Annotated in this window: 18 protein-coding genes, 1 tRNA gene, 1 pseudogene and 1 riboswitch; of the genes and pseudogenes, 7 read left to right on the forward strand and 13 right to left on the reverse strand. The window is 72.6% G+C overall.

Annotated elements, in window-relative coordinates; all coding sequences use genetic code 11:
- Window positions 1-34 precede the first annotated feature (34 nt).
- The gene (locus ACZ5GT_RS05465) at window positions 35-6,328 is read right to left on the reverse strand and encodes an amino acid adenylation domain-containing protein (RefSeq protein WP_469014585.1); all 6,294 of its coding nucleotides are present in this window, start codon (window positions 6,326-6,328) and stop codon (window positions 35-37) included.
- 261 nt (window positions 6,329-6,589) lie between these two features.
- Between ACZ5GT_RS05465 and ACZ5GT_RS05470 the strand changes: the two genes are divergently transcribed.
- Complete coding sequence (locus ACZ5GT_RS05470) at window positions 6,590-7,021, forward strand: peptidase inhibitor family I36 protein (protein ID WP_469014592.1); 432 nt, start codon at window positions 6,590-6,592, stop codon at window positions 7,019-7,021.
- Window positions 7,018-7,956 carry a hypothetical protein gene (locus ACZ5GT_RS05475; protein WP_469014597.1) on the forward strand — a complete coding sequence of 313 codons (939 nt, stop codon included), beginning with the start codon at window positions 7,018-7,020 and terminating at the stop codon, window positions 7,954-7,956. The genes ACZ5GT_RS05470 and ACZ5GT_RS05475 overlap by 4 nt, the downstream gene beginning before the upstream one ends.
- A gap of 118 nt (window positions 7,957-8,074) precedes the next feature.
- Here ACZ5GT_RS05475 and ACZ5GT_RS05480 read toward each other — a convergent pair whose 3' ends face one another.
- Complete coding sequence (locus ACZ5GT_RS05480; RefSeq protein ID WP_469014600.1) at window positions 8,075-8,200, reverse strand: hypothetical protein; 126 nt, start codon at window positions 8,198-8,200, stop codon at window positions 8,075-8,077.
- A gap of 95 nt (window positions 8,201-8,295) precedes the next feature.
- On the opposite strand from ACZ5GT_RS05480, the gene ACZ5GT_RS05485 reads away from it, so the two are divergent.
- The 3 genes from ACZ5GT_RS05485 to ACZ5GT_RS05495 all read left to right on the forward strand — a co-directional run bounded on the left by ACZ5GT_RS05485 (window position 8,296) and on the right by ACZ5GT_RS05495 (window position 12,069).
- Window positions 8,296-10,761, forward strand: coding sequence for an FG-GAP-like repeat-containing protein (locus ACZ5GT_RS05485; RefSeq protein ID WP_469014602.1), 2,466 nt, complete (start codon window positions 8,296-8,298; stop codon window positions 10,759-10,761).
- 177 nt (window positions 10,762-10,938) lie between these two features.
- Complete coding sequence (locus ACZ5GT_RS05490) at window positions 10,939-11,268, forward strand: transposase (RefSeq protein ID WP_469014606.1); 330 nt, start codon at window positions 10,939-10,941, stop codon at window positions 11,266-11,268.
- Window positions 11,269-11,388: 120 nt separating this feature from the next.
- Complete coding sequence (locus ACZ5GT_RS05495; protein WP_469014611.1) at window positions 11,389-12,069, forward strand: pyridoxamine 5'-phosphate oxidase family protein; 681 nt, start codon at window positions 11,389-11,391, stop codon at window positions 12,067-12,069.
- A gap of 210 nt (window positions 12,070-12,279) precedes the next feature.
- Here ACZ5GT_RS05495 and ACZ5GT_RS05500 read toward each other — a convergent pair whose 3' ends face one another.
- Both ACZ5GT_RS05500 and ACZ5GT_RS05505 read right to left on the reverse strand, forming a co-directional pair.
- Window positions 12,280-12,534 (reverse strand): hypothetical protein, encoded by a 255-nt coding sequence (locus tag ACZ5GT_RS05500; RefSeq protein ID WP_469014613.1) that lies wholly within the window; start codon window positions 12,532-12,534, stop codon window positions 12,280-12,282.
- Window positions 12,535-12,595: 61 nt separating this feature from the next.
- Window positions 12,596-12,670: transfer RNA gene (locus ACZ5GT_RS05505), tRNA-Trp, on the reverse strand.
- A 59-nt stretch (window positions 12,671-12,729) separates the two neighbouring features.
- Here ACZ5GT_RS05505 and ACZ5GT_RS05510 point away from each other — a divergent pair.
- Window positions 12,730-13,164, forward strand: a pseudogene (locus ACZ5GT_RS05510) (IS701 family transposase); the annotation flags it as partial.
- 308 nt (window positions 13,165-13,472) lie between these two features.
- On the opposite strand, the gene ACZ5GT_RS05515 reads toward ACZ5GT_RS05510, so the two are convergent.
- The 4 genes from ACZ5GT_RS05515 to ACZ5GT_RS05530 form a co-directional block, all read right to left on the reverse strand.
- Window positions 13,473-14,654: an MBL fold metallo-hydrolase gene (locus ACZ5GT_RS05515; RefSeq protein ID WP_469014617.1), complete on the reverse strand. Its 1,182-nt coding sequence runs from the start codon at window positions 14,652-14,654 to the stop codon at window positions 13,473-13,475.
- A gap of 148 nt (window positions 14,655-14,802) precedes the next feature.
- A complete protein-coding gene (locus tag ACZ5GT_RS05520) occupies window positions 14,803-15,696 on the reverse strand; it encodes a PhzF family phenazine biosynthesis protein (RefSeq protein ID WP_469014622.1) in 894 nt (297 codons plus the stop codon).
- Between the two features lie 112 nt (window positions 15,697-15,808).
- Window positions 15,809-16,594: an SGNH/GDSL hydrolase family protein gene (locus tag ACZ5GT_RS05525; protein WP_469014793.1), complete on the reverse strand. Its 786-nt coding sequence runs from the start codon at window positions 16,592-16,594 to the stop codon at window positions 15,809-15,811.
- A 254-nt stretch (window positions 16,595-16,848) separates the two neighbouring features.
- Entirely contained in the window at window positions 16,849-17,883 is a 1,035-nt protein-coding gene (locus ACZ5GT_RS05530) for a peptidoglycan DD-metalloendopeptidase family protein (protein ID WP_469014626.1), read from the reverse strand.
- Window positions 17,884-17,887: 4 nt separating this feature from the next.
- Window positions 17,888-18,046: riboswitch (cyclic di-AMP (ydaO/yuaA leader) on the reverse strand.
- 456 nt (window positions 18,047-18,502) lie between these two features.
- Between ACZ5GT_RS05530 and ACZ5GT_RS05535 the strand changes: the two genes are divergently transcribed.
- Entirely contained in the window at window positions 18,503-19,300 is a 798-nt protein-coding gene (locus ACZ5GT_RS05535; RefSeq protein ID WP_469014632.1) for a tyrosine-protein phosphatase, read from the forward strand.
- 36 nt (window positions 19,301-19,336) lie between these two features.
- Here the strand turns inward: ACZ5GT_RS05535 and ACZ5GT_RS05540 are convergent, their stop codons facing one another.
- From ACZ5GT_RS05540 to ispG, 5 genes are all read right to left on the reverse strand, one after another.
- Window positions 19,337-19,456, reverse strand: coding sequence for a DUF6126 family protein (locus ACZ5GT_RS05540; RefSeq protein WP_324785754.1), 120 nt, complete (start codon window positions 19,454-19,456; stop codon window positions 19,337-19,339).
- Window positions 19,453-20,082, reverse strand: coding sequence for a helix-turn-helix domain-containing protein (locus tag ACZ5GT_RS05545; RefSeq protein WP_469014639.1), 630 nt, complete (start codon window positions 20,080-20,082; stop codon window positions 19,453-19,455). The genes ACZ5GT_RS05540 and ACZ5GT_RS05545 overlap by 4 nt, the downstream gene beginning before the upstream one ends.
- Window positions 20,083-20,182: 100 nt before the next feature.
- Window positions 20,183-21,568 (reverse strand): aspartate aminotransferase family protein, encoded by a 1,386-nt coding sequence (locus ACZ5GT_RS05550; protein ID WP_469014645.1) that lies wholly within the window; start codon window positions 21,566-21,568, stop codon window positions 20,183-20,185.
- A complete protein-coding gene (dxs, locus tag ACZ5GT_RS05555; RefSeq protein WP_469014648.1) occupies window positions 21,565-23,484 on the reverse strand; it encodes a 1-deoxy-D-xylulose-5-phosphate synthase in 1,920 nt (639 codons plus the stop codon). Before dxs ends, ACZ5GT_RS05550 begins: the two co-directional genes overlap by 4 nt.
- A gap of 26 nt (window positions 23,485-23,510) precedes the next feature.
- Window positions 23,511-24,665, reverse strand: a complete 1,155-nt coding sequence (gene ispG, locus ACZ5GT_RS05560) for a flavodoxin-dependent (E)-4-hydroxy-3-methylbut-2-enyl-diphosphate synthase (protein ID WP_469014652.1) — start codon at window positions 24,663-24,665, stop codon at window positions 23,511-23,513.

Raw genomic sequence — 24,665 nt, forward strand, 5'->3', positions numbered from 1 at the left:
AGAACTGGGGGAATGGGCCGGGGCGGTGGCGCCCTCAGAAGTCGGCGGTGAGCGAGAAGTCGATCTCGTCGTCGCTCATCTGGGAGATCAGCTCCAGCAGCCGGCGCTCCACCTCGGCGGCCAGCCGCTCCACGGTGGGGTGCTCGAAGAGGTCGCGGACGGCGAGCGGGCAGTCGAAGGCGGTGCGCAGCCGGGAGGCGACCGCCACCGCGCGCAGTGAGTGGCCGCCCAGGGCGAAGAAGTCGTCGTGGACGCCGACCCGGGGCAGGTCGAGCACCTCGCACCACACCTGGGCGACGACCGTCTCGGCGGGGGTGCGCGGCGCCACGAAGGCATGCGGTGCGCGGGCGGCGGGCTCGGGCAGGGCCGCGGTGTCCAGCTTGCCCTGCACGGTCAGCGGCAGGGCGTCGAGCAGCACGAACGCGGACGGCACCAGGTAGTGCGGCAGGTGGGCCCGGCAGTGCGTGGCCAGGGACTCCTCCGACAGCCCGCTGCCCGCGGCGTATCCCACCAGGGCGGCCTCGCCGTGCAGGGTGCGGACGACGACCGCGGCGCCGGTGACTCCGGGGTGCCGGCGCAGCGCCGCCTCGGCCTCCGCGGGTTCGACGCGGAATCCGCGGATCTTGACCTGGTCGTCGTTGCGGCCGAGGAACTCCAGCTCCCCCGAGGGCAGTCGGCGGACCACGTCGCCGGTGCGGTACAGGCGTCCGCCGGGCCGGCCGAACGGGTCGGGCACGAACCGCTCGGCGGTCAGCGCGGGCCGCCCCAGGTAACCCCGCGCCAACTCTGGTCCGCCGACGAGGAGTTCGCCGGGGACGCCGTCCGGGACGGGCTCGCCGAGGGGGTCCACCACGTAGGTGCGGCGGCTGCCCAGGGCGCGGCCGATGGGCACCCGGCCGGGCGGCGCGGCGTGCACGGTGTGGGCGGTCGCGGAGATCACCGCCTCGGTGGGCCCGTAGGTGTTGATCACCGGGACCGAGGGCAGGTGGGCGAACCAGCGCTCCAGCGGGTCGGCGGGCAGCGCCTCCCCTCCGGTCACCAGCAGCCGCAGCGAGGTGAGGTGGGGCGCCAGCGTGTCCAGGCGGGCGACCAGTTCCGCCCAGTAGGACGGGGTGAGTTCCATGACGGTCACCCGCTCCCGGGCGACGCGGGCGGCGAGCTGCTCGGGGGTCCATATCTCGTCCGGGCGGACGATCACCGTCGCCCCGGTGCTCAGCGCCGGGAGGATCTGCTCCAGGGAGGCGTCGAACGAGGTCGAGGCGAAGGTGAGCACCCGGTCCCGCTCGGTGAGCGCGAACCTCTCGCGGGCGGCGGCCACATGGGCGTCCAGCGCGTGGTGTGCCACGCCGACGGCCTTGGGCAGCCCGGTGGAGCCGGAGGTGAAGATGACGTAGGCGAGGGAGCCGGGATCCGGGTCGTGGCGGGGGCCGTCGCGGTCCGGGCGGACGTCGCGGACGTCGACCGCTCTCGCCCCGAGCGCCGTCACGGTGTCCCGGGTGCTCGCGTCGGAGACGACGTGCCGTACTCCGGCCTCCCGGAGCATGTGGCGCAGCCGCTCCTCGGGCAGCCGGGGATCGAGCGGTACGTATACGCCGCCCGCCCGCCACACGGCGAGCATCGCGGCCACCGACCACACGCCCCGGCCCAGGCACACCCCCACGGCGTCGCCCGCGGCCACGCCCGCGCCGGCGAGTGCCGCGGCGAGCCCGCCGGTCAGGGCGTCCAGGCCCGCGTGGTCGAGGGTGGTGTCCTCGCAGACGACGGCGGTCGCGTCCGCCCGGCCCGCGACGCGGAACCGGGGTGCCGGCGCGGCGTCCGTCCCGGCCGTGGCCAGCAGCCGGTCGCGCTCGGCGGCGGCGAGCAGCGGCGCCTCGTCGACGCGGATCGCGGGATCGGCGAGGAACGCCTCCAGCAGTCGGCCGACATGACGGGCGAACCGGGTGGCGGTGGCCGGGTCGAACAGGTCGGCGGCGTACTCGACGTTGAGCGCGAACCGGTCCGGGCGGACCACGAAGGTCGCGGTCAGGTCGAACTTGGCGGAGCCCCAGGGCAGTGTGAAGTCGGTGGCGTCCGGTCCCGGCAGGCCGGAGCCGCCGGTGGAGGCGTCCTGGACGTCCACCATGACCTGGAACAGGGGGTTGCGGGACAGGTCGCGTTCCGGGCGCAGCCGCTCCACGACCCGTTCGAAGGGCACCTCCTGGTGGTCGAAGGCGCCCAGGACGGTCTCCCGCACCCGGTCCACGAGGCCGGCGAACGTCGGCCGCCCGGACAGGTCCGTGCGCAGCACCACGGTGTTGACGAAGAAGCCGACCAGCGGCTCCAGTTCGAGCCGGTCGCGGCCGGCGACGGGCGTGCCGACGGACACGTCCGGCTGCCCGGTCCAGCGGGCGAGCACCGCCTGGGCGACCGCCAGCAGCACCATGAAGCGGCTGGCGCCGCGTTCGCGGGCGCAGGCGTCCACGCGCTCCACGAGATGGGCGGGCAGCTCCACCTCGACGGCGCCGCCCCGGCCGGTGAACACCGCCGGGCGGGGCCGGTCGGTGGGCAGCTCAAGGGCCGGTGCGCCGTCCAAAACGTCTCTCCAGTAGGCGAGTTGGGGTTCCATGGCGCCGCTGTCGGCGCGCTCGCGCTGCCAGGCGGCGAAGTCGGCGTACTGGACCGGCAGCGGCGGCAGCTGCGCGCCGCGGCCGGTGCGGCGGGCCGCGTAGTGCCGGGCGAGTTCGTCCAGCAGGACGCCCTTGGACCAGCCGTCGGTGACGGCGTGGTGCAGGGCGAGCAGGACGACGTGGTCGTCGTCGGCCAGCTCCCACACACCGGCCCGCAGCAGCGGCGGCCGGGCGAGGTCGAAGCGGCGGGTGGCGAGCGTCGCGGCGGACCGGCGGACCGCCTCCAGGCGGGACGGCTCGTCCGGGCCCGCCGGGGCCGGCTCCCAGTGGAGCGGGACGCCCATCGGGTCGCACACCTGCTGCACGGGACGCCCGTCGGACTCGACCAGGGCGGTGCGCAGCACCTCGTGGCGGGCCACCAGGTCGTCGAGGGCCTGCTGCCAGGCGGTGCGGTCCAGGCCGCCGCGCACCCGCCAGCAGTACCACAGCAGGTAGGAGTCGCCGCGGTCGGAGGTGCGGTCCAGGAACCACAGGCGTTCCTGGGCGAAGGACAGCGGCAGCGGCCGGTCGCGGTCGACGGGAACCAGTTCGGCCGCCCCGGAGGCGCGCGCGGCGCTCACCCGGGGGGCGAAGCCGCGGACGGTCGGGTTCTCGAAGACGGTGCGCAGTTCGATGTCGCGGCCCAGCCGCTGGGCGATCCGGGAGACCGCCATGGTGGCGAGCAGCGAGTGCCCGCCGAGGTCGAAGAAGCTGTCGTCGATGCCGATCCGGTCCAGGCCCAGCACGTCGGCCCACACCTCGGCGACGATCCGCTCGGTCTCGTCGCGCGGCGCGGTGAGCGCGGGGTCGCCGGCGTCGCGGGTGCGGACCGGGTCGGGCAGGGCGTTGCGGTCGAGCTTGCCGGAGACGCCGACCGGCAGCGCGTCCAGGACGACGAAGTCGGAGGGGATGGCGTAGTGCGGCAGCCGGTGCTCGCACCAGGCGCGCAGCTCCGCCCGGTCCGGCGCCCGCGGCGCGTCCGGCGCCGGTACGACGTAGCCGGTCAGGCTGCGTCCGGTGGCGCGGTCGGGGCGGGCGGCCGCGGCGCCTACGAAGGGGCAGGCGCGCAGCACGGTCTCGATCTCGCCGAGTTCGATGCGGAAGCCGCGGATCTTGACCTGGTCGTCGGTGCGGCCCACGAACTCCAGGTCTCCGCCGGCCCGCCAGCGCACCAGGTCGCCGGTGCGGTACAGGCGGGCGCCGGGCGGCCCGTAGGGGTCGGGCAGGAAGCGTTCGGCGGTCAGCGCGGGCCGGTTCAGGTAGCCGCGGGCCACTTCGGTGCCGCCGATGAGGAGTTCGCCGCAGACGCCGACCGGCACGGGTTCGCCGTCGGCGTCGACCACGTACACGCGACGGTCGCCGAGGGGTCTGCCGATGGGCACGCTGTCCTCGGGGGGCTCGTCGGCGTCGTACGTGGTGGCGGTGACGGTGGTCTCGGTCGGGCCGTAGGCGTTGCACACGCGTACCCAGGGGACGGCGGCGCGCCAGACGGCGAGGGTGTCGGCCGGGACGGCCTCGCCGCCGAGGACCAGCAGTCGCAGGGAGGCGAGGTCCGCGGCCTGCCGGCGGTCCAGCGAGAGCGTCAGCTCCGACCAGTAGGTGGGCGGCACGTTGACGACGGTCACCTCGTGCCGGCGGACGATCTCGGGGACCTGGGTGGGCAGCCAGGGTTCGTCGGGGCGCATGACGACGGTGGCGCCGGTGGTGAGGGCAGGCAGCACCTGGTCGAGGGAGGCGTCGAAGGAGAAGGAGGCGAAGGCCAGCACCCGGTCGGCGGCGGTGATGCCGAGGCGCTGCCGGGCGGCGGCGACGTGGGAGGCGAGCGCCGCGTGCTCGACGCCGACCGCCTTGGGCCGGCCGGTGGATCCGGAGGTGAAGATGACATGGGCGAGTTCGCGGGGATCGGGCCGGTGGCGGGGGCCGTCCGCGGCCGGCTCGACGGCGGTGACGTCGACCGTGGCGGGGGCGAGTCCGGCGGCGGTGCCGGCCGTCGCCGGGTCGCTGACCACACAGCCCAGCCGGGCCTCCCGTGCCATGAACTCCAGCCTTTCGGCCGGGAGTTCGGGGTCGAGGGGGACGTATGCCCCGCCCGCCCGCCAGATGCCCTCGATGGCGGCGACCGACCACGGTCCGCGGCGCAGCAGCACGCCCACGGGGCTGCCCGGGGTGACTCCGGCCGCGCGCAGCGCGACGGCGAGTCCGCCGGTCATCGCGTCCAGTCCGGCGTAGGTGACGCTGTCGGCGCCGCAGCGCAGGGCGGTCGCGTCGGGCCGCCCGGCGAAGGCGACCGGCGCCGGCGGCCCGGACGGCCGGTCGGCGGCCCGGTGCCACTCGGGGCGGGGACGGGCCGGCGCGCCGGGTCCGGTGGGCAGGGCGCGGACCAGGTCCTGCACGGGTGCGTGGGGGTCGGCCAGGACGGCCCGCAGCAGCGCCGGGTAGGCGCGGGCGAAGGCGCGCATGGTGCCGGCGTCGAACAGCGCGGTGGCGTACTGCAGGACGGCGGCGATGCTGCCGTCCGTGCGCAGGGTCAGGTCCAGGAAGACGTCCAGCGGGGTCTCGGCGAGCGGCGGCTCGACGAGGGTCACCTCCAGGCCGGGCATCCGTATCGGCCGGATCGGCTGGTTGAGCAGGGTGAACGACGCCTGGGCGAGCGGGTGCCGGGACAGGTCGCGGGAGCCGCCGAGCGCGCCGACGACGAGGTCGAAGGGGGCCTCGGCGTGCGCGAGGTCGGCCGGCACCCGGCCGCGCACCCGGTCGAGGAGCGCGGCGAAGCCGGGCCTGCCGGACAGGTCGGTGCGCAGGACGACGGTGTTGACGAGCGGGCCGATCAGCGTGTCGGCGCCGCGCTGGGCGCGGTCGGCGAGCGTGCTGCACACGGCGACGTCGGTGCGGCCGGACCAGTGGCCGAGGAGTGCCTGGTAGGCGGTGAGCAGCAGCATGTAGCGGGTGGCGCGCCGGGACCGGGCCAGCGCGTCGACGGCGGCGACCAGGTCGGCGGGCAGGTCGAAGCGGACGACGTCGCCGGAGCCGTCCCAGACGCGGGGGCGCGGCCGGTCGGTGGGCAGGTCGAGCGGGCCGAGTCCGCCGAGCCGGTCCCGCCAGTGCGCGAGCAGGCGCTCCAGGCGTTCGCCGGAGAGGCGTTCGGCCTGGGCGCGGGCGAGGTCGGCGTACCGCAGGGCGGGCGGGGCGACCGGTTCGCCGCGGTAGCCCGCGGCGAGTTCGTCCAGCAGGACGCCCCACGACCAGCCGTCCACGGCGATGTGGTGCACCTCGACGAGCAGCAGGTGCTCCTCGGGCGTCACCCGGGCCAGCGTCGCCCGGATCGGGGCCTGCGCGGACAGGTCGACGGGGCGGCCGAGGCAGCGGTCGAACAGGTCGGCCGGGCCGGTCGCCTCGGTGTGTTCCAGGATCACGTCCGCCGGGGGGTCGACGACCGGCACCGGTTCGCCGTCGACCGCGGTGAACCGGGTGCGCAGCACCTCGTGCCGGGCCACGATCCCGGACAGCGACCGCTCCAGCCGGCCCGCGTCCAGGGGGCCGCGCAGCCGCAGCACCAGCGGGAGCATCGATCCGGTGGAGGAGCCCGCCAGCTGGTCCAGGAACCACAGCCGGCGCTGGGCGAAGGATGCCGTGCGGGTGTCCACGTAGTTCGGTGCCCCCTTGGGGGCCGGGCCTGTCGTCACTGTGAGCCTCCCAGCCGAGTCGTGGCAGCAGACTGCCGCCGGCTCGGCGCGGCCCATAGGGAAGAAGACGCAGCACCACCGGCAGACCGGGCTGCCGTTCCGGTGGCCCTCGCTGCGCCGGCGCACCTGGCGCGGTCCGCGAACGAGTTGGCGCTCCAGGCCAACGCGAGGGCCGTCGGCCGCTGGGACGGTGGAGGCCGGCGGGTCGAGAAGACGAGGTACTCAGCCGTTGAGAACCCGGCCCGCCCCAAGGAGGCAATTGTGCGACTGCGCAGGAAGGTATCCGTTGCGCTCGGGACCGCGGCCCTGCTCGCCGGAGCGTCGTTCACGCAGGCCCAGGCGGCCGGGCCGGCCACGGCCAGCGGTCTGTCCAGCTGTCCCTCGGGCTACGCCTGCTTCTGGGCGTACACCGGATACGCCGGCGCCATGGGCAAGGTGGCCGGGAACAACGCCGACTTCCGCAACCTGAGCAGCAGCAGCACCGGGTGCGGAAGCAGCTGGAACAACTGCATCATGTCCATCGCCAACCGCGGGACCCAGTGCACGGTCTACTTCTACGACGACTACAACTACGGCAAGACGCACCGCTGGCACAGCCTGAGCCGGGGCGACGAGGTGAGCGACTTCGCCACCGGGTACAACGACTCCGGCTTCAACAACGTGATCAGTTCCAACAAGTGGTGCACTTCGTGAGTCCTCGCACCGACCGGCGGTCCGCGCTCCTGGCGCGGGCCGCCCTGGTGGGTGCCGTGCTCGGCGTCGGCCTGACGGGCTGCGCGGAACAGCACGCGGCCGGCCGGCCCACGGGACCGGTCCGCGCCCCCAGCGCCTCGGCGGTCGACCTGGCCACGCACAGCGGCGCCTGGCCCCGCACCCAGCGGGTGATCGAGGACGCCCTGTCCGCGCTGGAGCGCCGCTGCCTGCGCGACCACGGGTTCGACTACCCCGCCGTCAGATCGCCGGCGTTCACCGATCCGGGCGACGAGACCGCCGTCATCGGCCTCGCCGAGCGCAGGACACACGGCTACAGCTTCGACACCGCGCGGTCGGCACCGCCTTCCGACGCCTTCTACGACGGTCTGCCGGCCGGGGAGAAGCGCCGGTTCACCGCCGTGCTGTTCGGCCCGGAGGACAAGAGGAGCACCGTCGGGCGCTTCGGCATGGGCACGGTGACCGTCCCCACCCAGGGCTGCACCGCGCAGAGTCGGCGGCAGTTGTTCGGCGACGTCGCCGCCTGGGCCCGGATCAGCTACACGGCCGAGGACATCGACGAGCGGCTCGCCCATGCCGCCGCGTCCGATCCGGAGTACCGGGCGACGGTGCGGCGGTGGTCGGCGTGCATGAGGTCGCGCGGCTACGCCTTCGCGTCCCCGACCGGGGCCGAGGCGGCGGCCGAGGCGGCGCACGGCCCGGCCGGCCGCCGCCCGGGGAAGGCGCCCGCGAAGGAGATCCGCATCGCGGTGGCCGACGGCGCCTGCGCGCAGGCGTCCCATCTGCCCCGCACGGAACTCCGGGTACGCCGGCGCCTGGTGACGACCCTGCCGCCGGACGACCGACGGCTGCTGGAGAACCTGGCGGAAGCCCGCGACACGGCCCTGCGCCGCGCCCGTTCCCTGGACACGTCCTAGTACCCCAACAGCGGTTCGTGTCCTGAGCTGCGTTCTCGGTAGTGGCAGCGGCGGGCAACGGCTTGACGGCGTCTTCTCCAGTCAGGACGGCGTGGGCGAGCATCGCCAGGGTGGGCGTTCACCGCTGTGGCGGCACAACTGCCTCCAGGGCGAAGGAGTCGTCGCACGGGTCTGGGTCGATGCCGCACAGGGCGGTGACCGGGACGGTGATCCGCTCCGCTGCGTCCACGAGCAGTGCGGACATCCGCGGATCGGCGCTGGCGAACCCGGCGGCCGCCTTGCAGTACTAAGGTGCTCATGGGGGGCGAACGGCCCCTACGGGGAGGGGAATCCACACACATGGGCAGATCAGCGCTGCCGTCGCGCCGTCGTACCGCGGCCGCCGCACTCGTCACCGTCTCGCTCGCCCTCGCGGGCAGCACGCTCCCGGCCGTACCGGCCGCCGCGGCGACCGTGGAGCCGCCGTGGAGCAGCCCGGTATCGCTGTACGGCTACAAGTCCGAGGTCCAGGACGTCGTCATCGCCAAGAACGGCACCGTCGTAGTCATTTGGACTCAGTACACGACCGGCGTCCTCCACTGGGCGACGCGCCCCGCGAACAGCGAGACGTGGACCACCGGGATCCTGGCGGCCTCCGAGACGGTCAGCGAGGCGCGCCTCGCGGCCCGGCCGGACGGTTCGGTCGCTGCGGTGTGGACCACGACCGGCCACATCGCCTCCGCCACCCTGGGCGCCGGACAGTCCGCCTGGTCGCAGCTTACGGTGATCGCCTCGGACCAGAGCACGGACTTCGAGTTCCCCGACCTCGCCGTGGGGCCGGGTGGGACGATCGCCGCCGTGTGGAGCCAGCGCGTGTGGCGGACCGGCAGGAGTGAGGCGTACGCCGCCACCCTGGTCGGGGAGGGCACCTGGTCCACCCCGGCGCAGGTCAGCAACGCCGCCACCTACGCGGGTGTCTCCGGCTACGGGACCGTCGGGAACCCGCAGATCGCCTACGACGGACAGGGCGGGCTCGTCGTCTCGTACTGGATGAGCGTGAACTCCCAGTACTACCGGGTGATGACCAACACCAGGCCGTTCGACGCCTACACCTGGCCGACCCCGCAGGAGATCACCGCGGCCACCCACGCTCCCACGCTGGCCTCCGCCCCGGACGGCTCGGTCCACCTGGTGTGGCAGGACGCGAACGGCACCTTCCAGATCATGCGTCGTGCCGACGCGGCCTCCGCGTGGAGCCGGCCGCAGACCGCCGCGACCGCCGTCGGCGAGCCCGCCGAGGTTCCGGAGCCGCTGGTCGGGCCCGACGGCGACGTCACCCTCGTCTGGACCGACCGGGCCACCACCGGCGCGGGCGCCGTACGGACCACCACCTTCGACAGCGCCGGCGGCACCTGGTCGGCGTCGAGGACGTTGTCCTCCGGTGACGCCCAGTACACGTCCGACGCGGTCATCGCCCCCGACGGCTCGGTCCACGTGCTGTGGCCCGAGCTCGACGCCGACCAGAAGCGCGAGTCCGTGTGGGAGTCCACCCTGGCCGGCGGGGAGTGGACGTCCGCGCGCCGGGTGGGCGGCGGAGGGTCGGTGCACACCGAGATCGCGGCGGACGCCGTCGGCTCCGCCACCGCGGTCTGGGGGCCGTCGTCCACCATCTCCTCCGACACGGAGGTGATGGCCTCCACCATGGCCTGGCCCACCCTCAAGGTGACGGACAGCACGGTCCCGGAGAGGGTGTTCCTGAACGGCACCACCTCCTCCAGCGCCGCCTGGACGCCTTCCTGGACCACCAACTCCGCCGTCGCCTCCTGGACGCTCACGCTCAAGGACACCGCGGGGCGGACCGTCCGCACTCTCACCGGCAGCCCCGGCTCCGCCACGACGATCGCCCCGGTCTGGAACGGCCGTACCAGCACCGGCGCGATCGCCGTCAACGGCAGGCTCACCTGGACGCTGAAGGCCGTCCAGTACGGCTCCGGCACCCCGTCGACGCTGGGGACCGGCACCATCGCGGTGGCCGGCGGCCGCCCGGCCTTCCGTGACTTCAGCGGCGGCGCCGACATCGTCTCCGACGGCTTCGGCGACCTGCTCCAACTCGACACCTCGGGCAGGCTCACGTGGCTCCTGGGCACGGGCCGGGGCAACCTGACGGGAGGCGAGGTCGGCGGCGGCTGGTCGACGAGCATCAAGGCGGTGCCGTTCGGCGACCTCAACGGCGACCGCTGCAACGACTTCCTCGTCCGCGTCGGCGACGCCCTGCGCGCCTACCGGCCGGGCTGCGGCAACGCGCCGTCGGCCGCCGGCACGCCGTACAAGACGGTCTCCACGACCGGCTGGAAGCAGTACGACGTCCTGACCCACCCCGGTGACGTCACCAAGGACGGCCGCCCGGACCTGATCGCCCGCAACTCCTCCACCGGTGCGGTCTACCTCTACAAGGGCACCAGCACCGGCACCCTCTCCGCGCGGGTGAAGCTGTACGCCAACTGGAAGACGTACAAGAAGGTCGTCGGCGCCGGTGACCTCAACGGCGACGGCATCGGCGACCTGATCGCCCAGGACACCTCCAACAACCTGTACCGCTACTACGGCAAGGGCGACGGCACCTTCGCCGGCCGCGTCAAGATCGCCAGTAGCTGGGGCGGCTCCTACAACGTGGTGGTCGGCGTCGGCGACATCACTGCCGACGGCAAGAGCGACCTGATCGCCCGCGACACCGCCGGCAACCTCTACCGCCAGTCCGGCGACGGCAAGGGGTCGTACGGCACCCGCGTCAAGATCGGCCTCAACAGTGCCAAGGGGCTGTTCTGACGGTCCTCCGGCAGCGCGGGCGGGGGCGCGAGCCAAGTGTGCGTTCAGTCTCAGCGACACGCCGCGTACACGGCGTGTCGCTGAGACTCGATCACCAGTTGTCGGCCACAGGGACTGCTGCAGGGTCAAGGGACATCTTGACCTGGCTGCCGAGAGGCGGCCTGGAAGGGTGTCGCAGTGCCCAAGCCGTATCCGAAGGAACTCCGGCAGGACGTCGTGCGGGCCGCGCGCAACGGCGAGCCCGGCGTCACGCCGGAGCAGGTCGCCGCTGACCTCGGGCCCCACCCGGTCACGTCGTCGAAGTGGCTGCGCCGCGTCGAGAGCGACGAGGGCGCCAGGCCCGCAGCGGCATCGGGCGAGTCGGCCGAACTGCGGGAGGCCCGCAAGCGGATCCGGTTGCCGGAGCAGGAGAACGATGTGCTGCCGGGAGATCCGCACTCAGCGTCCCGGTCGGCCTTGAAGCGTGCAAACACCTCCACATTCCACAAGGGAATCCGTTGCCCATGAACCCATGAACAACGAATTACGAAGAATTGTGGCACTCCAGCAATGAAATCAGTACTGTTCACTGTTATTGCCTCGCCGTGGACAGATGCACCCGTTCCCGCCCGCAGAGAGGAAGTCCCCATGGGCTCCGGTTCTCCCGAACGGCAGTTGCCGGTCACCGAGCGCACGCGCCACCGCCGTCTGCGGGAACAGGGCAGCCTGGACCGCGACCAGCTCGACGCGATCCTCGGCGCCGGCTTCGTCTGCCACCTCGGCGTCACCGTCGACGGCAGCCTCCTGGTGGTACCGACCGTCTACGGATCCGACGGCAGCACCCTGTACTTCCACGGCTCGGTCGCCAGCCGCAGCCTGGCCGCGTCACCCGCCGCCGCGGTCTGCCTCACCGTCACCCACGTCGACGGCCTCGTCCTGGCCCGGTCGGTCTTCGAGCACGGGGTCAACTACCGCAGCGCCATGATCTTCGGCACCCCCCGCACGGTCACGGACCCCGACGAGAAACTCGCCGGCCTGCGCTGCCTGACCGAGCGGGCCACGCCCGGCCAGTGGGACTACGCCCGCCGTCCGAACCGCAAGGAACTCGCGGCGACGGCCCTGCTCGCCCTCTCCCTCGACGAAGCATCCGTCAAGATACGCACCGGCGCCCCCGACGACGGTGACAGCGAGGACGCCCGCCTCGGCCTGTGGGCAGGTGTCCTGCCCCTGCGAGCCACGTGGGGCGACCTGGAGCCCGACCCGCTCCTGCCCCCGGACACCGAGGCCCCCGCCCACCTGACGAAGCGCATCGGCACCGCTGCGAACTGAGCCCGGCAGAAAGCGCCCTCACCAAGCGCGGAGCGGACCCGGCCAGCCTTGTCCGCGACCACGTGGTCCGGCCGGCAGCGCGGTCGGCCTCGACCGAGGCGGGGCACTCGGATCCGCTCGAGAAGTGGGCGCGCGCAGACGCCCTCGTGACGTTGCCCGGCCGTGAGCATGACGGCCGGCGGCCGTCACAGGCGAGGTGGATCTTGGTTGTCAGTCCGCCCCGGGATCGACCGAGGGCGTGATCGTCCGGTTCGTCCTGCCGGACGGTCCCCTTTTTCGCCCCGTGGGCGCGGCGTGCTGGTGGGCGCGGACGATGGTGGAGTCGATCCGGACCAGCCAGTCGATGTCTCCGGCCGCATCCGCCCGGGCCTGCATCTGCTGCAGAGCCCGGGTGAAGATGCCGTCGAGGGCGTAGCGACGGAAGCGGGTGCAGACCGTCTTCCACGGCGCGTTCGGGCAGGTCACTCCAGGAGATGCCGGTCCGAATCTTGTAGACCATGCCGTTGATCGGGATAAGGAGAGAAGGCAGAACCGGCCGGATTCGAACCAGCGTCCTCGCGATTTTGGAGACCGCGCGCGACGACCTCTGCGCTACAGCTCCGCCCCGTACGCCATCCTAAAGTCACCCGCTGCTGCCGAGGTGGTACCCGTGCCCTTGCCATGCCCGTTCGGCCGGGAACTGACGGGGAGCCCCGGCATATGACGGGCAGCGAGCGGCTGCTGAGCAGCAGTGTCTGGGACGCGGACGCCCTGCGCGACGACGTCCGTGCCTACGTCGGTGAGTCCCTTGGCCCCAATGGCGTGTTGATCATCGACGACACCGGGTTCGTCAAGCAGGGCACCACGTCGGCCGGGGTGGGCCGGCGGTACACCGGCACCTCGGGAAAGATCGACAATTGTCAGATCGGGGTGTTCGCCGCCTACGCCACCGGCTCGGGCCGGGCCCTGGTGGACCGGGAGCTCTACCTGCCCAAGTCCTGGGCCTCGGACCGCGAGCGCTGCCAGGCGGCGAAGATCCCTGATGAGCGGGGTTTCACCACCAAGGGTGAGCTGGCCCGGGACATCGTGCGCCGCTGCCTCGCGGCCGGTCTGCCCGATGCTCGCCACGCCGTCCTGACCACCCTCGCCGCCCAGGCCGGCGAGGCCGCAAAGGGGGCTGCAGAAACGGATCAGCCCTCGCCCCGCTCACCGTGGCAGAGATACGGCGGCTCCTGGACACTCTCCTGCCCCACCCACGAGCCGACCGCGATCCCGTCACCCACGCACTGAAATGGTCGGCCTGGAGAAGACGCCGTCAAGCCGTTGCCCGCCGCTGCCACTACCGAAAACGCAGCTCAGGACACGAACCGCTGTTGGAGTACTGGGTGTGGTTTCCGGACAGCACACCTGGGCCTGTCGAGCGGTCAGTCCTCACCGACCAGATCGAGGGGACGCGTCGTCTGCGGGGCAGGCTCCGGCACCGGCCAGGTGCGGGTGACCGTCCGCGACACGTCGCGCCACCACGGTCGCGAGGGGATCTCACCGGCGGGCTGGAACGGCTGGCCGGGAATCGGCAGGGCGAGTGCCTGGCCGGCCTGCTCGGCCACGTCCTTCATCCATTCCCCCGGCTCGGCCCAGGCGTGCGGGGCCAGGTTGAAGGTGCCCCAGTGGATCGGCAGCAGCACCCCGTGCGGGGCGCCGCCCTGGAGGTCGAGGTGGGCCCGCAGGCCCTCCTCGGGCGTCATGTGGATGTCGGGCCAGAACTCGCTGTACGCGCCGACCTGGATCATCGTGACGTCGAACGGGCCGTGCGCGGCGCCGATGTCCTTGAAGCCCTCGAAGTAGCCGGTGTCGCCGCTGTGGTAGATCCGGTGCTCCTCGCCGGCGACGGCCCAGGACGCCCACAGGGTGTGCTGGGTGTTGCGCAGGCCGCGGCCGCAGAAGTGGCGGGCCGGGGTGGCGGTGAGGGTGAGCCCGCCCACCCGCGTCTCCTCGTGCCAGTCCAGCTCGCGCAGCCGGGCCGGGGAGACGCCCCAGTGCTCGAGGTGGGCGCCGACGCCCAGCGGCACGGCGAACACGGTGTCCGTGCCCGCCAGCGCCTTGATCGTGGGCATGTCCAGGTGGTCGTAGTGGTCGTGCGAGATGACGACGACGTCGACCGGGCCGAGGGCGGCCAGCGGCAACGGCACCGGGTGCAGCCGCTGGGGACCGACGAAGGGGAACGGGGAGCAGCGCTCGCCCCACACCGGGTCGAACAGCACCCGCCGGCCGTCGATCTCGGCGAGCACGCCGGAGTGGCCCATCCAGGTCAGTCTGAGTCCGGTGGCGGGCGGCGTGGCGATGTCGGCGAGGGTGGTGGGGTACACCGGGACGGTGCCCCGGGGGGTGCGGTGCGGCCGCTCCTCCTTGCCGAAGAAGACCTTCGCGAAGTCGAGCATCGAACCGGAGGGCCGGGTGCGCGCGACGCCCCCGGGGTTCTGGAAGACGCCGTCCTTGAAGTGCGGTGATCTGCGGATGCGCGCGAGGCGCTCACCGCTCGGGTCCGCGCCGAAGGCCGCGGGCCGCAGCGCGCGGAGCCCGGAGCTCAGGGGACGGGAACCGGACACGGTACCTCCAGGTCGGGTCGGAGGCCTTCCATTATGGTCGGCCCCACCGACAACGCCCGGTTCACCGGGCCCGGCGGGGGCTTTCCAAGGAAAGACCAAAGATCGGCGGCGGCCGTTACGGACGCGGCCGCCGCAGGCGCTGCCGCTTTCAGGGCCGCACCGCCGGGATGGGCACCGCCGTCCCGCTCACCCGGACGCGCGGGTCCCCGTCCCGCAGGTCGACCGTGAGCGTGGACGGTCGTCCCAGGTCGTGGCCCTGATGCAGGGTGAGTCGGGCGTCGGGGGCGACCGCGCCGAGGGTGCGCAGGTAGGCGCCCAGCGCGGCGGCCGCGGCGCCGGTGGCGGGGTCCTCCACCACACCGCCGACGGGGAAGGGGTCGCGGACGTGGAAGACGTCCTCCCGCTCCCGCCAGACCAGTTGCAGGGTCGTCAGGTCCAGACGGTTCATCAGGGCGGCCAGGCGCTCGAAGTCGTAGTCCAGGGCGGCCAGCCGGGCGCGGCCGGCCGCCGCCAGCACCAGATGACGGGCGCCCGCGAAGGCGATCCGCGGGGGCAGCGCCGGGTCCAGGTCGGCGGCGGGCCAGCCGAGGGCGGCCAGGGCCTCGGCGACGTCGTCGGCTGCCGCGTCGGCGACGTACGGCTCGACGCTGGTCAGGGTCGCGCGCGGGGCGCCGGACGGCCCGGCCGCCACCGACACCGGGACGTCTCCGGCCTGCGTCACGAACAGCAGCTCGCCGGGCCCGGTCCGCTCGGCGAGGGCGACGGCGGCCGCGACGGTGGCGTGCCCGCAGAACGGCACCTCCGCCTTGGGGCTGAAGTACCGCACGGTGAAGACCCGTTCGGGGTCGGTGCCGGGCCGCCGCGGACCAGGGGTCAGGAACGCGGTCTCCGAGTAGCCGACCTCGGCGGCGACGGCGAGCATGGCGGCGTCGCCGAGACCGCTCGCGTCCAGGACGACCCCGGCCGGGTTGCCCCCGGCGGGGTCGTCGGAGAAGGCGGTGTAGTGCAGCACATCCGTCGCGATGGCGTCGCTGGTCGTCATGTACGGGCAGAACACCGTCCGCCGGCCGGCTGTTCCCGGCCGGCCGCACGGAACACGCCACGGAACATGCCACGGAGCACCGGCTCCGGAGCACCGGCTCCGCAGCGCCGGGTCAGGCGACCGACTCGATCCGCAGCTTGATGTCGTACGGGGACAGCATCCCCTTCGCCTCGACGTGGTCGCCGGACGACTCCCCGCGCAGGCGACGGCCGATCCAGGGCACCAGGTACTCGCGCGCCCACTGCACGTCGTCCCGCCGGATCTCCAGGGTGCCGCGCGGCGGAAGCGGCGGCCAGGGCTGCTCGGGGTCGGCCGGCACCTCCAGGCCGAGGACCTGGCCGGCGCGCAGCGCCACGCGCGTGTGCCCCTCGGGCGAGAGGTGGAGCCGGTCGCCGTCCCAGGCCCGGCGGTCCTGGACGGACTTCAGGGACCACAGGTCCAGCACGGGACAGCCGTAGCGGTCGGCGATGGCTCGTACATGGCCGTTGTAGGTGGCGATCTTGCCGCGCAGGCGCTTGAGCACCGGCACGCCACGGGTGTCGAAGCCCGTCGTCACCAGGACGGTGCCGGCGGCCTCGGTGAGCCGTGCGACCGCCCGCTCGAACCGCTCGGCGACCTCGTCGGGGTCGGTGCCGGGCCGGAGGATGTCGTTGCCGCCCGCGCAGAAGGACACCAGGTCCGGAGCGAGTCCGACGGCCTGCGGGACCTGCTCGGCCACGATCTGGTCGAGCAGCCTGCCGCGCACGGCGAGGTTGGTGTACGTGAAGTCGCCCTCGGGCCGCCGGTCGGCGAGGAGCACCGCGAAGCGGTCCGCCCAGCCGACGAACGCCCCGTCGGGACCCGGGTCGCCGACGCCCTCGGTGAAGCTGTCCCCCACCGCGACGTACGACCCGATCACTGATCTGCTGTCACTCTTCGAATCGTCTGCCACAGCAGGTCATGATTCACCGCTCAATGTGACCTACGCGACCGTAGGGAGGGCTTGACGAACGGTGAGATAAGCCACGCCTAAATTGTTCGCCAAACCCGGAATAAGCCGCACCCGCACCCGCACCCGCACCCGCACCCGCACCCGCGCACGGCGACGGCCGAGGGCCGGACCCGGGGATCGGGGTCCGCCCCTCGGCGGCATGCCGGGCGGTCGGGGAGCCGTCAGCCGACGGCGACGCCCTTGGAGCGGAGGTAGCCGACCGGGTCCACGTCGGAGCCGTAGTTCGGCGTGGTGCGGATCTCGAAGTGCAGGTGCGGGCCGGTCACGTTGCCGGTCGCGCCGGAGAGGCCGATCTGCTGGCCGGTGGTGACGGTCTGGCCGGCCGAGACGGAGAGCTGCGAGAGGTGGGCGTACTGGGCGTAGTAGCCGTCGCTCAGCTGGATGACGACCTGGTTGCCGTAGGCGCCGCCCCAGCCCGCGGAGACGACCGTGCCGGCGCCCACGGCCTTCAGCGAGGTGCCGGTCGGCACGACGAAGTCGACGCCGGTGTGGTAGCCGCTGGACCACATGCTGCCCGCGACGCGGTATCCGGTGCCGACGCCGGCCCCGGAGACCGGGAGGGTGTAACCGCTGGAGGTGCCGGTGGAGGTGCCGGTGGTCTCGGCGACCTGGGCGACCGTCGCCGACTGCGAGGAGGACGGGTCCGCGGACGCCGAGGGAGACGGGTCGGCGGAGGAAGCGGACGGAGAGCCGGCGGCAGGCGCGGGAGCCGGGGAGGACGCCGAAGAAGACGAGGACGAAGACGGCGAAGTGGATGAAAAAGGCGAAGCGGACGACGACTTGGTGGCGCCGGCCGCGGCCTTCTTGCCGATGACGAGCCTCAGGCCGGGGTGGATCAGCGACGGGTCGTCGCCCACGGCCTCGCGGTTGTCCGCGTAGAGCTTCTGCCAGCCGCCGCGGACGCTCTGCTCCTCGGCGATCTTCGAGAGGCAGTCGCCCTTGCGCACCGAATAGGTCCGCACCCGCGCATTGTTCGCGGCCTTGCCCTTGGCCGCCTTCTTCCCCTCGGCCGCCGTCTTCTCGGCGCCGGAAAGGGACTGCACGGTCTTCTGCGAAACCGGCTGCGCGGTGTCGGCGTGGGCGCCGGTGGCCCCCAGCAGGGGGAGGGCGAGCGCGGCGCCGCCGGTTCCGGCGACGGCGATGGAGCGGGTGAACCGCTGGGACTTGGGGCGGCGGTGCTTACCCTTCGCGGGCATGACGAATTCCTCTCCGGCGCCTGCGAGGTGAGCTGTCGGGTGCGGACTGGAGCTGTCCGGCCGCGCCGTGGGCGCGACTTGACCCCAAGCCTGTTCCGGAGACCGGACAGGCGGTTCTACCTGCGGGTCCCCCGCTCCTGCCGTGCACGGGTGAGTGGTGCGGGATTCCGGGCGGCGGCAGGATTAGGCGTCCGTCCGGATTGCCTGGCGAACGTAAGCGACCACGGCGCGAAGGGACAACAAGAGGTTGCGGGAGGCGCACGTTTCCCTTGATCCCCAATGGGAATTCGCGGTCACCCTCCGTCGATTCCGAGCCGTCCGTATCGGCCAAATTCCCTGAAAACCAATGCGCATTACGTGAACATGACGGGCGACTCACGGTGACCGATATGACGATGCTCACGCGCACTCGCGCCAGCTTTCCTTATTCCGGAGCGAGTTGCAACGAAATCCACCCAAAGCACTAATTCGGACAGAAGACTCAGACGTGGGCGATACCACCGTCGGCTCCGCACGGTCAGGCCACACACCCCCTGCTGAGCCGGGGTGTGCGTGTCGTATCGTCAAGGAGGTGCCCGTCGACGAGCAGCGCCGGCGGGGACGGCTGGGAGGAGCCCCCGTGACGCAGCAGATCCCGTCGACCGAGCCCGAGCTGGCAGGAATTCGCAACTTCCGCGACGTGGGGGGCCTGCCGACGGTGGACGGACGACGGGTGCGCCACGGAGTGCTGTTCCGCAGCGGCCACCTCGCGCACGCCACCGCGGAGGACGCCGCCTTCCTCGCCTCGCTGGGGCTGCACACCGTCTTCGACTTCCGCAACGCGGCGGACCAGAAGCTGGAGGGCCCGGACGTCGAGCTGCCGGGCGTGCGGAACGTGAACCTGCCGCTGAGCGACCCGGCGGACGGCGCCGAGTTCTGGAAGATGGTCCGGGACGGAGACCTCGACCAGCTGCGCGAGATACTCGGGGACGGCAAGGCGGCCGGCCGCATGATCGGCTCGTACCGGCTGATCGTCAAGGAGCGCACCGGCGAGCACACGCGCGTGCTGCACGCGCTGGCCGAGGACAGCGTGCCCGCGCTGATGCACTGCGCCGCGGGCAAGGACCGCGCGGGCCTGTCGATCGCCGTGACCCTGCTCGCCGTGGGCGTGGAGCGGGACGCGATCTTCGCCGACTACCTGGAGTCGAACGCCAAGCACCGCCGCTACCGGGTGCGCCGCGGCTCCAGCTCGCCCTCGGCCTACTCCCCCGAGGTCATGGAGCTGCTCAGCCCGCTGTTCGAGGCGCGCGAGGAATACCTGGCGGCGGCCTTCGAGACCATCGAGGAGACGTGGGGCGGGGTCGAGTCCTACCTGGAGCAGGGGCTCGGCATGACCCCGGCGGTCCGGGAGCGGCTGCGCGAGCGCCTGCTCGACTGACGCCGGGCAGGAGGCGGCGTCGGACTGTGCGGCGGGCTACTTGGCGCCCACCGAGAACAGCAGGTAGATGAAGCCCGCGAAGAGGTGGCCCGCCGCGATGTAGATGATCAGGCGGATCCACAGGGACCGCGGGAACTTCTCCTCGTAATTGCTCATGGCATGTCTCCGGTGGTCGGGCCCAGGCACAGCGCGGCCGTGGGACTCTGCAACAGGGTGTGGACGAACAGCAGCTCGACCCCTTCGGGGTCCAGCGCCGCGATACGGTGCGGCGTCAGCGAGTCGAAGTGCGCGCTGTCGCCGGGACCGAGCCGGTGGGTGGCGTCCCCCAGGCGCAGCCACAGCCGCCCGGCGAGGACGTACAGCCACTCCTCGCCCGGGTGCACGCGCACGATGTCGCCCTGGGTGCCGTACGGCGCGTGGACCCGCAGGGCCTGCATGCCCCGGCCGGAGGCGCCGGCCTGCCAGTAGGTCCAGCCGCCCGCGGCGGTGGGTTCCATGTCGACGCCGCGCACCACCGCGTTACGGTCGGCGACCGTCTCGCCGAGCAGTTCGGAGACGGTCGTACCGTAGATGCGGGCGAGCCCGAGCAGCACCGGCAGCGAGGGTTGCCGCTGCCCGGTCTCCAGCCGGGAGAGGTGGGCCGGGGACAGTCCGGCAGCGCGGGCCGCGGCCTCCAGGGTGAGGGAGGCGCGGCGGCGCAGTGCGCGGAGCTGCGGCGCGACGGCGGGCAGGTCTGCCAGCGGTCCCGTCGGCTGCTCGAACTCGGCTTCCGGGGAGCTCATACCCCCATTGAGCCGCAGCTTTACCTCTGGGGCAAATTTCTTGCCTCAGAGGCAAACAGCTCTTGGCCGGTGGCAGGGACTGCCCGGCCGGCGGCCCGGGTCAGCGGTTGGCGACGGCCTGTTTGATCAGCGTCTTGCCGAAGTCCCACATCAGCCCGCCTCCATTGTGCGCCTCGTCCATCACCTCCGTGAAGGCGGCCACGAACCGGTCCACCTCCCGATCGCCGATGATCAGCGGCGGGATCAGCTTGATGACCTCCAGGTGGTCGCCGGAGACCTGGGTGAGGATGCGGTGGCGCTGCAGCAGCGGAACGACGACCATCTGCGCGAACAGTCCCTTGCGGGCGGCCTGCAGCATGGTCCACCGGCTGCGCAGCTTCAGCGACCTGGGCCGGCCGAACTCGATGCCGATCATCAGCCCGCGGCCGCGGACGTCGGCGAGCAGCTCGTACTTCTCGGTCAGCGCCGCGAGCCGGGACCTCAGGCGATCGCCCGTCATCCGGGCGTTCGCGACGACCTGCTCGTTCTCCATGACCGACAGCACGGCGAGCCCGGCCGCCATGGCCTGCGCGTTGGACCCGAAGCTCGCCGAGTGGACGAGGACGCGGTCCATCGACGAGTAGACCTTCTTGAAGATCCAGTCCTTGCCGAGCGTCGCCCCGACCGGCACGTATCCGCCCGACAGCGCCTTGGCCACGCACACCAGGTCCGGCTCGACGCCCTCCTCGTGCTGGTAGGCGTAGAAGTCGCCGGTCCGGCCCAGGCCGGTCTGCACCTCGTCGGCGATGAGCAGTGCCTTGTGCCGGTGCAGCAGTTCCTGCGCGGCCCGCAGGTAGCCGGGTGGGGCCTCGTACACGCCCTTGCCCTGGATCGGCTCCACGATCAGGGCGGCGACGTCGCCCCTCCTCAGCTCCCTCGCCAGGGCGTCGAGGTCGCCGAGGGGTACGGGGGTGTCGGGCAGCAGCGGGGCGAAGCCGTCCCGGAAGCCGGACTCGCCGTTGACCGACAGCGAACCCGTCGTCAGTCCGTGGAAGGCGTGCTCGCAGTACAGCACCCTGGGCCTGCCGGTGGCGTAACGGGCGAACTTCAGCGCGCCCTCGACCGCCTCGGTGCCGCTGTTGCCGAAGAACACCCGGTCCAGGTGCGGGCTGTGCGCGAGGAGCTTCTCGGCCAGCAGCCCGGGCAGCGGCTGGCAGTCGAAGCGGGTGAGGTCGGCCAGCGACGCGTCGAGGACGTCGTGCAGCGCCTTGCGGACCACGGGGTGGTGGCGGCCCAGGCCCATCACCCCGAACCCGGCGAGCATGTCCAGGTAGTCGTTGCCGTCCGCGTCCCAGAAGTACGCGCCCTCGCCGCGCTCGTAGACCTTGTCGAAGCCGATGGTGTGCAGCATGCGCGGGAGCTGGTGGTTGAGGTACCTGGTGTGCAGCTCGTAGCGCTCGGCTCCGCGCTCGGCCAGGAGTGCGCCGAGGTCGAACTCCTTGGTCATTCAGCCCTCTCCTTGACTGGGGCGGCCCCCGCCGGGTCGGCGGCGGCCTCCTTGACGGCCAGGCTCGCGCTGATCCGCCCGGCCACCTCCACCGGTGTGAGCCCGATGTCGGCCAGCACCTCCGCACGCTTGGCGTGCGCGAGGAACTGCTCCGGAATGCCGAACCGCCGCACCGGTACGTCGACTTCGGCGTCGCCGAGCGCCAGCGCCACCGCGGATCCGACGCCGGCCGCGCGGCTGTTGTCCTCCACGACCGCCACCAGGCGGTGCTCGGCGGCGAGCCCCGGCAGCGCCGGATCGACCGGTTTGACCCACCGGGGATCCACCACCGTGCAGGCGATGCCGCGCGCCTGGAGCAGCTCGGCGGCCTGCAGGCAGACCGGCGCCATGACGCCGACGGCGACCAGCAGCACCTCGGGCCGGTCCGCGCGGTGCAGCACGTCCATGCCGCCCACCCGGTCGACCGCCGGGATCCGCGGTCCCACCGACTCCTTCGGGAAGCGGACCAGGGTCGGCGCGTCGTCGACGGCGACCGCCTCGCGCAGCTGGGCGCGCAGCTGGTCGGCGTCGCGCGGGGCGGCTATCCGCAGGCCCGGCACCACCTGGAGGACGGACATGTCCCACATGCCGTTGTGGGAGGCGCCGTCGACGCCCGTGACACCGGCCCGGTCCAGTACGAAGGTGACCCCGCAGCGGTGCAGCGCCACGTCCATCAGGAGCTGGTCGAAGGCGCGGTTGAGGAAGGTGGCGTAGACGGCGACCACCGGGTGCAGCCCGCCGGTCGCCAGGCCGGCCGCGGAGACGGCCGCGTGCTGCTCGGCGATGCCCACGTCCCACACCCGGCCGGGGAAGCGGGCGGCGAACTTGCCGAGGCCCACCGGGTGCAGCATGGCCGCCGTGATCGCGACGACGTCCTCGCGCTCCTCGCCGATCCGGACGATCTCGTCGCCGAACACCGAGGTCCAGGACGGGCCGGCGGCGGGTGTGAGCGGTTCGCAGGTGTGCGGGTCCATCACGCCGACGGTGTGGAAGCGGTCCTCCTCGTGCGCGAGGGCGGGCTCGTAGCCGCGGCCCTTCTCGGTGAGGCAGTGCACCAGGACCGGCCCGTGGAAGCGCTTCGCGCGCCGCAGCGCCGACTCCACGGCCCCGATGTCGTGTCCGTCGATCGGGCCGACGTACTTCAGGCCCAGGTCCTCGAACATGCCCTGCGGGGCGAAGGCGTCCTTGAAGCCCTTCTTCGCGCCGTGCAGCGACTCGTAGACGGTGTGGCCGACGAGCGGGGTGCGCAACAGCACGTCCTTGCCCCAGGCGAGGACCTTCTCGTAGCCGTCGGTGGTGCGCAGGGTGGCCAGGTGGTCGGCGAGCCCGCCGATGGTCGGCGCGTATGAACGCTCGTTGTCGTTGACGACGATGATCAGCGGCCGGTCCTTGGCGGCCGCGATGTTGTTCAGCGCCTCCCAGGCCATGCCGCCGGTCAGCGCGCCGTCGCCGATGACCGCGACGACGTGCCCCTTCTCCCCCTGCACCTGGCGTGCCTTGGCGAGCCCGTCGGCCCAGCCGAGGGCGGTCGAGGCGTGGCTGTTCTCGATGACGTCGTGCTCGGACTCCTCGCGCGACGGGTAGCCGGACAGACCGCCCTTGCCACGCAGCTTCGAGAAGTCCTGACGCCCCGTCACCAGCTTGTGGACGTAGCTCTGGTGGCCGGTGTCCCACAGGATGCGGTCGACGGGCGACTCGAAGACCCGGTGGAGCGCGATGGACAGTTCCACCACGCCCAGGTTCGGCCCGAGATGACCGCCGGTCCTGGCCACCGCGTGCACCAGGAACTCCCTGATCTCCTCGGACAGTCGGCGAAGCTCCGGCTCGGCCAGCGCTTTCAGGTCGCGTGGTCCACGGATGGTCTCCAGAATCGTCACGCTCGAGCCCCCTTCGGTCCTGCTGTTCAACTCACGGTGACGGCCGGCTCCCCCGACGCGCCGTCCTGCTCCATCTGCTCCGCCAGCTTCATGGCCTCTTCGATGAGGGTCTCGACGATCTTCGACTCGGGGACGGTCTTGACGACCTCGCCCTTGACGAAGATCTGCCCCTTGCCGTTGCCCGAGGCGACACCGAGGTCGGCCTCCCGCGCCTCGCCGGGACCGTTGACCACGCAGCCCATGACCGCCACCCGCAGCGGCACCTCCATGCCGGTCAGCCCCGCGGTGACCTCCTCGGCCAGCTTGTACACGTCGACCTGGGCACGCCCGCAGGAGGGGCAGGAGACGATCTCCAGCCCGCGCCGGCGCAGGTTCAGCGACTCCAGGATCTTCAGGCCGACCTTGATCTCCTCCACCGGCGGCGCGCTCAGCGACACCCGGATCGTGTCCCCGATGCCCTGCGACAGCAGCGCGCCGAAGGCGACGGCCGACTTGATGGTGCCCTGGAACGCCGGGCCCGCCTCCGTCACGCCGAGGTGCAGCGGGTAGTCGCACTGCGCGGCGAGCTGCCGGTAGGCCTCGATCATCACGACCGGGTCGTTGTGCTTGACGGAGATCTTGATGTCCCGGAAGTCGTGCTCCTCGAACAGCGACGCCTCCCACAGCGCGCTCTCCACCAGCGCCTCCGGCGTCGCCTTGCCGTACTTCTGCAGCAGCCGCCGGTCCAGCGAGCCCGCGTTGACCCCGATCCGGATCGGCGTGCCGTGGTCCTTCGCCGCCCGCGCGATCTCCTTGACCTTGTCGTCGAACTGCTTGATGTTGCCCGGGTTCACCCGGACCGCCGCACAGCCCGCCTCGATCGCCGCGAACACGTACTTCGGCTGGAAGTGGATGTCCGCGATCACCGGGATCTGCGACTTCCGCGCGATCGTCGCCAGCGCGTCCGCGTCGTCCTGCGTCGGACACGCCACCCGCACGATCTGGCACCCCGACGCGGTCAGCTCCGCGATCTGCTGCAACGTGGCACCGATGTCGGAGGTACGCGTCGTCGTCATCGACTGCACCGACACCGGCGCCCCGCCCCCGACCGGCACGGAGCCGACCTGGATCCGCCGCGACGCTCGCCGCTCGGCGGCCGGCCGGGCCGGCACCTCGGGCACGCCCAGGGAGACGGCGGTCAC

This window comes from Streptomyces sp. NPDC031340 (genome assembly GCF_055569945.1).